Annotated in this window: 9 protein-coding genes; 4 read left to right on the forward strand and 5 right to left on the reverse strand. The window is 64.5% G+C overall.

What is annotated here, in order from left to right; translation table 11 throughout:
- Window positions 1-1,240, reverse strand: a 1,240-nt coding sequence (locus VEK15_26385; protein ID HXV64257.1) for an FAD-dependent oxidoreductase, incomplete at its 3' end; no start/stop codon positions are given.
- 265 nt (window positions 1,241-1,505) lie between these two features.
- On the opposite strand from VEK15_26385, the gene VEK15_26390 reads away from it, so the two are divergent.
- Window positions 1,506-1,841, forward strand: coding sequence for a hypothetical protein (locus VEK15_26390; protein ID HXV64258.1), 336 nt, complete (start codon window positions 1,506-1,508; stop codon window positions 1,839-1,841).
- A gap of 68 nt (window positions 1,842-1,909) precedes the next feature.
- On the opposite strand, the gene VEK15_26395 is transcribed toward VEK15_26390, so the two are convergent.
- Window positions 1,910-2,254: a hypothetical protein gene (locus tag VEK15_26395; protein ID HXV64259.1), complete on the reverse strand. Its 345-nt coding sequence runs from the start codon at window positions 2,252-2,254 to the stop codon at window positions 1,910-1,912.
- 375 nt (window positions 2,255-2,629) lie between these two features.
- On the opposite strand from VEK15_26395, the gene VEK15_26400 reads away from it, so the two are divergent.
- The 3 genes from VEK15_26400 (at window position 2,630) to VEK15_26410 (ending at window position 5,058) form a co-directional block, all read left to right on the forward strand.
- On the forward strand, window positions 2,630-2,941 hold the full coding sequence (locus VEK15_26400) for a hypothetical protein (GenBank protein HXV64260.1): 312 nt from the start codon (window positions 2,630-2,632) through the stop codon (window positions 2,939-2,941).
- Between the two features lie 81 nt (window positions 2,942-3,022).
- Window positions 3,023-3,424 (forward strand): hypothetical protein, encoded by a 402-nt coding sequence (locus VEK15_26405; GenBank protein HXV64261.1) that lies wholly within the window; start codon window positions 3,023-3,025, stop codon window positions 3,422-3,424.
- 116 nt (window positions 3,425-3,540) lie between these two features.
- Window positions 3,541-5,058: a radical SAM protein gene (locus VEK15_26410; GenBank protein ID HXV64262.1), complete on the forward strand. Its 1,518-nt coding sequence runs from the start codon at window positions 3,541-3,543 to the stop codon at window positions 5,056-5,058.
- Window positions 5,059-5,072: 14 nt separating this feature from the next.
- Here the strand turns inward: VEK15_26410 and VEK15_26415 are convergent, their stop codons facing one another.
- From VEK15_26415 to VEK15_26425, 3 genes are all read right to left on the reverse strand, one after another.
- Window positions 5,073-6,038, reverse strand: a complete 966-nt coding sequence (locus tag VEK15_26415) for a trypsin-like peptidase domain-containing protein (GenBank protein ID HXV64263.1) — start codon at window positions 6,036-6,038, stop codon at window positions 5,073-5,075.
- A gap of 1 nt (window position 6,039) precedes the next feature.
- Window positions 6,040-6,924: a trypsin-like peptidase domain-containing protein gene (locus VEK15_26420; GenBank protein ID HXV64264.1), complete on the reverse strand. Its 885-nt coding sequence runs from the start codon at window positions 6,922-6,924 to the stop codon at window positions 6,040-6,042.
- 87 nt (window positions 6,925-7,011) lie between these two features.
- Window positions 7,012-7,368 (reverse strand): response regulator transcription factor (locus tag VEK15_26425; GenBank protein HXV64265.1); only part of this gene is annotated, 357 nt, incomplete at its 5' end.

Genomic DNA, 7,368 nt, shown 5'->3' on the forward strand with positions numbered 1-7,368 from the left:
AAGGATCGACCCGACGCTCGCCGAGCACCATCTGGGCGACGCGCTCGCCGAGGGCGGGTCCGTGCTTGTAGCCGTGGCCGGAGCCTCCGCCCACGAGCCACACGTTGTCGAGGCGCGGATGCCGGTCGAGGATGAAATGGCCGTCGCGGCTCTCCTCGTACTGGCAGACGCGCGCCTCGAGGAGCGGAGCCTCGGCGAGGCCGGGAAACCGGAAAGCGATGTACTCGCGGGCGAACTGGATCCCTTCCGCGGTCGGCCTTCGATCTCCGCTCGTGGGATCGAACGCGGGTCCGCGCGTATCGTCGGCGATCTTGAAACCGCGCGATTCGTTTCCCGGAATCCCGTAGAAGAAACGGTCGTCGCGCTCGCGCCAGGGCGGGGCGATCCAGGCGGGAAGGGCCTCGTCGCTGTAACGCGCGTCCCCACCCGGTGTTCCGAAATAGAAGACCTCCTGGCGCGTGGGAGCGATGAGATTGCCGAGAATATCGGGGAAGAGCTTGGGAAGCCAGGGACCACAGGCGAAGACATAGGCGTCCGCGACGACGGCTTCGGCCCCGAGCGAAAGATTCCCCAGGCTTCCGCTCGCCGCCGTCACCGGCGCTTCGACGGCGCCGAGACGAAACGTGCCTCCTTCATGGATGAACGCCTCGGTGACCGCCTGGCACCCCTGGCGGGCGAGGAGAAAGCCCGCGTGGCGCTCGAGGAGAGCCCAGCGTACTCCCTCGAAGTTGATCTGAGGATATCGCTCTCGGGCTTCCGTCGAGCTCAGCTCGTCGTACGGCAGGCCGAGCTCTTTGAAAAAAGGCATGGACGGGGTGACGAACTCGTCGTCCTCCCCGAGAAGCCACAAGGCCCCAATCTCGTGGAAGAGCTTCCGATTCCAGCTCTCTTGGTTCTCGCGCCATAGCTCGAGCGAGCGCGCGACCATTTCGACGTAGACCCGGTCCGCGCCGTAGCCGGCCCGGATCACGCGGCTCTCTCCTCCCGAGCTCGCCCGGGAGTTCCCCGGGCCCCAGGCGTCGATCAGAGTCACCCGGGCACCGGCACGAAGGAGATGAAGCGCCGTCCAGCCGCCGAAAGCGCCCGCGCCAACGACCGCGACGTGAGTGGATAAGTGAGGTGGGCCGGGCTGTCCCGCGCCACGAACACTCTTCGAGATCAGAGTGAAGGCTCCGGCACCTCCGGCGACGAGAAAAGACCGTCGGGAAACGGCTGACTTCGTATCGTGAAGTTTGGCCACAGAGATCCTCCGTGAGGACGCGAATTCTATACTACGGTGCTAAGCTTGGGCGGCGCGAGTCATGGCTGGAAACAAAGCATCTCGGTACGTTCTGCCATGATGCGATCGTCACGCCTCTGGTCGTCGGTGGCGATCGCCTCGACGGTCCTCTGGCTCCTACGGCCTTCATCTCCTTCCCGTCGTCCACAACCTCGACCATCTCGACGTCGCCTTCACCCGGGCCCGTTTCACCGACGGCGATGGAGACGACCGCATTCCCGGCGCGATGGAGAAGGTGCTCGCCGCCGGCGTCACGATCGACGCCCTGGAAGCATGGTCCGGCAGTCTGCGCTGGCGCTACTTCGGCGCGAAACCTCTCGTGGAGGACGACACCGTCCGTTCCCCATCCTCGTCGTTCGTGACCGCGCGAGTCGCCCGCAGCCTGCCCGGGGACCTGCAGCTCGGGCTGGAAGTCTTCAATCTCTTCGATGAGGAAGCGAACGACGTCGACTACTTCTATGAGTCCCGGTTGCCCGGCGAGCCCGTCGTAGGAGTCGCCGACATCCATTTCCATCCCCTTCAGGGCCGGAGCGTTCGAGTCTTCGTCGACTGGCGGCCCTGAGAGCTCGGTAAAACAAAACGCCGGCTCCATCGAAGAGAAGGAGCCGGCGATCGAACGGATTCGCGGAGCTATCTCACGCGAACTTCTTTGGCCATCAGTTTTCCCGCATCGTCCTCGATGTACTTGATGGCGACCGACTGTTTCTCCATCACGAAGTCGGTGATCATCGTCGCCTTGCCCGCGCCCTCGGCCTCGCGCATCTTGTGGCTGGCACCCTTGGCAATGACCGTCGTCTCGTTGTTGACGAGGAAGGTCATGTCCATACCTTCGTGGGTGATCGTCAACTTGTCGGCGGCGACCGACTTGACCGCACCCGTGGCTTCCAGGATTTCTTCCTCTTCCTCTTGCTGAGCGAAAGAGACCCCTGCGATGAGCAACAGGCACACTAGACCCAAAACAGTCTTACTCTTCATATGGACCCTCCCTTAAGGAAGACGTTTGTGTTTTCGTGGCGCGGATCATAACGCCGGAAGCCCCGGAATGCAAGACGTCTCAAAGCCCCCCCACCGGCGCAGACTTTTCCCCACACCCGTCATGTCGAAGGCGACTGCACTCGCGAAAATGGGGAAGGTGAGCTGTCGCGAGTAAGGCACGGGTCTTGCACTTCGTGGTCGTAACCGGGTGCCCGGCCTGCCCCCATTCAGGCCCGCTCATCCTCGACCGCCCCGGTTTTGGAAGCCGACGTGTTGTGTACCCGAATCGTGTTCGTGAGAGCGCCCGTTCTGGCGTTACTCGCATTGGCTCTATCCTGTTCCGGCAGGGGGCCATTCCGAGCGGGCGGCGTGACGATGTGGCACGACGCGGACGAGTGGCTCGAAGCGCAGGAGGACCTTGCCCGGCTGGATCCGCCGGCCGAGGGAAACCCCTATGACATCTCACCGGGCCACTTCGAGATCGCGACCGAGGAGGCGCCCTTTTTTTGCGGCGAAAGCGGAATCCACGCGGTGTTGCTCGTCTATGGATGCTTCCGCGTCGCACCCGAATCGGAGAGTTTGGGCGTGGTTCGCTACGTAGCGCGCCCGGGGGTCTTGCGCCACGAGGCCCGTCACGCCATTCTCTTCGCCCTCGGGGATTCCCGCTGGGCCGACGTCGGCCATTGAGCGCCTCGCCCGAATAAGCTCATCGAGAAAACCTCCTGGTCGGCGGCGGAAATGGTACCCTGCGAGGCTGGAGGTGCGCACATGGCGCTGTGGCTGGTCGTTGCGGCCATGCTGGGCATCGGCGAAAACGTCCCCGAGCTCTCCCTGGATGGTCCCCGTATTCTGAACATCAAGGCCGGCGCGGCGGCGCAGGGGGCCAGAAAGCGGGCGGAGTTCCGGGCGCGGCTCGAGGGGGAAATCTCTTCTCCCGCCACCTACTACTGTCTCGCGGAGGAGTGGGACTGGGACGACGGCAGCTTTTCGCTGTCGGAGCCGGACTGCGATCCCTACGAGCCCGGGGACGCCGTCACTCGGGACTTTCAGGAGTCGCACTACTTCGGCCCAGGGCAATACACCATCACTTTCCGGCTCCTGGATGGCGACGAGGTCGTTGCCAAGGCAGTCCACGAGCTTCGCGTCTACGGATCCGCGGTGCTGCAATGATCGTTCGCGGTGCGCGTTGACACGAAGGGGGCGCCTCCATTACCCTCGCCTCTCTTGGTCCGGTCGGAAACCAGTCCTATCTGACGTTCGCCCCGCGTTCGTTACGGAGACGTTGAATGAGAGTCCATCTGGTGAACCCTAACGATCTGACTTTCGGAATCGGGATCATCGTTCCGCGGTGGCTCTATGTACTGGCTGCGGCAACCCCTTATCGTTTCGGAGTGCCGAACATCGTCGACGAGACGCTCGATGAGTTCGACTTCTCTCAGGTTCGGCCGGGTGACGTCGTCGGTATTGGAATCCACACTCTGAACGCCCTGCGCGGTTATGAGCTGGGAAGAAAGGCTCGAGAGCGCGGCGCTCGAGTCGTCTTCGGCGGTTCCCACGCGACCCTCTACCCCGAAGAGGCATTCGAGCACGGGAGCGCGACGTCGGTAGTCAAGGGCGACGGAGATCTGATTTGGAGCCAGGTGCTCGCCGAGATGGAGGCGGGCTCGCCGGGCCACATCTACGAGGGCGGGCGGATCGAAGGCGACGATTTCCTGCCGGCGCGATGGGACATGTTGCCCGCCGATCGCTACATGATCGGATCGGTTCAAACCGTGCGGGGCTGCCCGAAGCATTGCTCGTTCTGTTCCGTCTGGCGGACCGATGGGCAGCGGCCACGCCAGCGCATGTCGGACGTCGTGGTGCAGGAGATCGTGGAGCTCCGGCGGAAAGGGTTTCGCTTCATCCTTCTTGCCGACGACAACTTCTATCCGGTCACCCAGAAGGACATCGAGCTCGAGGAGCGCAGGAACGGGGCACGGCTTCCCGAGCTTCGCGCCATTCGCGCGGAGCGCTTCGAGCTGTTGAACCGACTGGCGGAGCTCCCCCACGACATGGTGTTCTTCACTCAGATCACCATGGAGGCCGCGGAGGATCTGGAGTATCTGAAGGCGATGAAGCGGGCCAATGTGAAAGGCGCGCTCGTGGGGGTCGAGTCGGTCACCGAGGAAGGCCTAAAGGCCGTCTACAAGGACTTCAACAGCGCGGGGAGCGAGCTCGTGGACCGGCTTCGCCGTTTCGTCGACCACGACGTCCATATTCTCGGGTCGTTCATCTTCGGTCTGCCCACCGACCGGCCGGAGACGTTCGATTCGACCGTCAAGCTCGCCGCGGAAGCGCGAGTGGACTTCGCTCAGTTCGTCACCCTCACGCCGTTTCCCGGCACCGTCGATTTCGCCCAGTGGGAAAAGGAAATCGGCGCGACCTGCGAGACCATCGACGGCATTCCCATCACCCGATTCTGGCTCATTCCCCGCCACAAGCGCCCCAAGCTCTATCTGCCCCATCCGTCGATGAGCCGGGAAGAGATAAGACATCGAACCCAGAAAGTCTGGAACGAGTTCTACAGCTTGGCGAGGGTATGGAGACGCTCGCGGGTGACGAACCGGGTCCGCGATCGCCTGGCCTACGTGCTGATCTCGATGCTCTTTCCTCAGATGTACGCGAACACCGGGCTCGCTACCGACAGCGCGCGAACCAGCCGAGCGCGGCAGTGGGCTCGCTGGCTGGCGAAGCCGTGCCGGCGCGTGTTCACCGCTCCTCCCATGCCCGAGCTCGAGATCCCGACTCGCCCACAGTTCGTGTGACCCGGCACTGAGTATCAAAAAGCTTCCGGCACGACCTGCTGGGTTCTTTTCTCCGTGCCGCGCAGAATCTCGATGGTTGCGGCAACCCCGATGCGTTCGCCGGTGAGGAGCCGGTGGAGATCGTCGACCCCCGTGACTGGATTGCCGGCGAACGACACGACGATATCGCCATCGCGAACTCCCGCCCTCGCGGCGGGCCCGCTGGACTGAACCGAGATGACGAGGATGCCCTTCGTGTTCGGTAGGTCGTGGTGGCGCGTGAGGCGGGTGGGGATCGGGACGTCCTGGCCGCGAACTCCGATCTGCCCCCTCACGATTCTTCCGTCGCGGATCAGGCGGCCAGCCACATACTCGAATGTGCGGCTCGGTATGGCGAAGCACAACCCCTGCGCCCCGCTGATGACCGCGGTGGCGAGCCCGACGACCTTGCCCGCGGAAGTCACGAGCGGACCGCCGGAGCTTCCGGGATTGAGCGCGGCGTCCGTCTGGATGATGCTCTCGATGAGACGTCCGGAGAGGGAGCGTAGCGATCGGCCGAGGGCGCTCACCACTCCGGCCGTCACCGTGCACTGGAAACCGAGAGGATTCCCGATGGCGACGACGAGCTGCCCCACCTTGAGCGCCTCCGAGTCGCCGACCCGGGCGCAGCGAAGGTTCGACGCCCCAATCCGAATGACGGCCAGATCCGTATGAGGGTCGTCTCCCACGAGGGTGGCCTCGTAGCTGCGGCCATCGAGCAGCGTCACCCCGATCCGGGTGGCATCGTGAACCACGTGGCTATTGGTCAAGATGAAGCCGTCCGGCGTCGCGACGAAGCCCGATCCGTTCCCTTCGGCGACCGGGCCGCGACGACGAGGGCTTCCACGCACCGCGACCTTGACGACCGACGGGCTCACCTCGTCGGCGACGCGGGTTACGCTGCGCGAATAGGCGTCGAGGGCTTCCTCGTCGCCGATGGTCTCCACCTTTGGGAGAGTCATCTCACGACCGCACTCCCGCGGTCACGGTGATCGTCTGCTCGGACCCCGTACGAAGAAGGCGCATCTCCAGATTCTTTCCCGCGCGTTCTTCCGTCAGGAGAGAGAGAAGCTGCGCCGGCGATTCGATGCGCTGTCCCGCGACTTCGAGGATGACGTCACCGAGGAAGAGTCCTCCCTGCTCCGCGGGGCTTCCTTCCTGGACGGAAAGTACGAGCAAACCGACGCGCTGGGACTCGATGCGGCGGGGTAGGCGAACGGGGTAGGTCGCGATCCCGAGGAAGCCTCGACGGACCTCTCCGTGCTCGAGAAGGCTCCCGGCCACGCGGCGAAGCGTCTCGACGGGAATCACGAGGGCGGCGCGTCGGCGAAAGCCCGCCGTGACCATCCCGATCCCCAGACCCCGGGCATCCACCAGAAGGCTTCCCGAGAAGCCCCGAAAAGGTCTCGCGTCGATCTCCAGAGCGCGGCCGAGAAGGCCTCCCGGCTCGCTCTCTCCCTCGCTTGCCGCTCCACTCATCGTCGTCAGGGCTGCTCGAGCTCCAGCTGGCGAAGGAGTCACGACGACGGCCAGCTCGGAGGAAGAAACGTCTCCCGGTTCCCGCCACGACGGCACGGTGAGCCGGGCCTTTTTGGCTCGCAGGAGCGCCACGCCGGTCGAGGGGTCGCGGCCGGCGATCTCCGCCTCGTACGTCTCGCCAGAAGACGTGGTGATTCCCAAATCCTCATCGCGCTCGAGCGTGTGCTCCGCGGTGACGACGAGACCTTCCGCCGACCAGGCGATTCCCGACGAGGGCGGCCCGCGCCGCGCCTGCACTCGCACGACACTCGCGCCGGCTTTCTCCGCAAGTTTCATCAAATCGTCATTGAGGCTTGTCAGCGTGGTCATTCTCATCACTCCTGACTCATTCTCTCGTCTTGCCCCGAACGGCGCATCGGGAAGGTGGGCGGGGAGGGACCTGACCGTTCGGCCAGGTCAGAAGGTGAGCAGCCCGGCGCGGGCGGCCACGGCCACTACCTCGGTGCGGCTCGAGGCGCCGAGCTTGCCGAGGATCGAGTTCACGTGAAACTTCACCGTGTGATAGCTCACACCGAGTCGCGCGGCGATCTCCTTGTTGGACAGGCCGAGAGCGAGGCATTGCAGGACCTCGACTTCTCTCGGCGTCAGCTCTTCTTCCGATCCGAGTGGTCGCCACGGCGGCCGGAGGACGTCTTCGGCGAAGTCCTCGTCCACGACCACGAGCCCCTCGAGGACGGCGTCGAGGGCGCGGGCGAAGCGAACGCCGGTCGCGTTGCGCGAGACGACCCCCCGAGCCCCGAACGCGAGGGCCTC

The organism is Vicinamibacteria bacterium (assembly GCA_035620555.1).
Classification (GTDB): domain Bacteria; phylum Acidobacteriota; class Vicinamibacteria; order Marinacidobacterales; family SMYC01; genus DASPGQ01.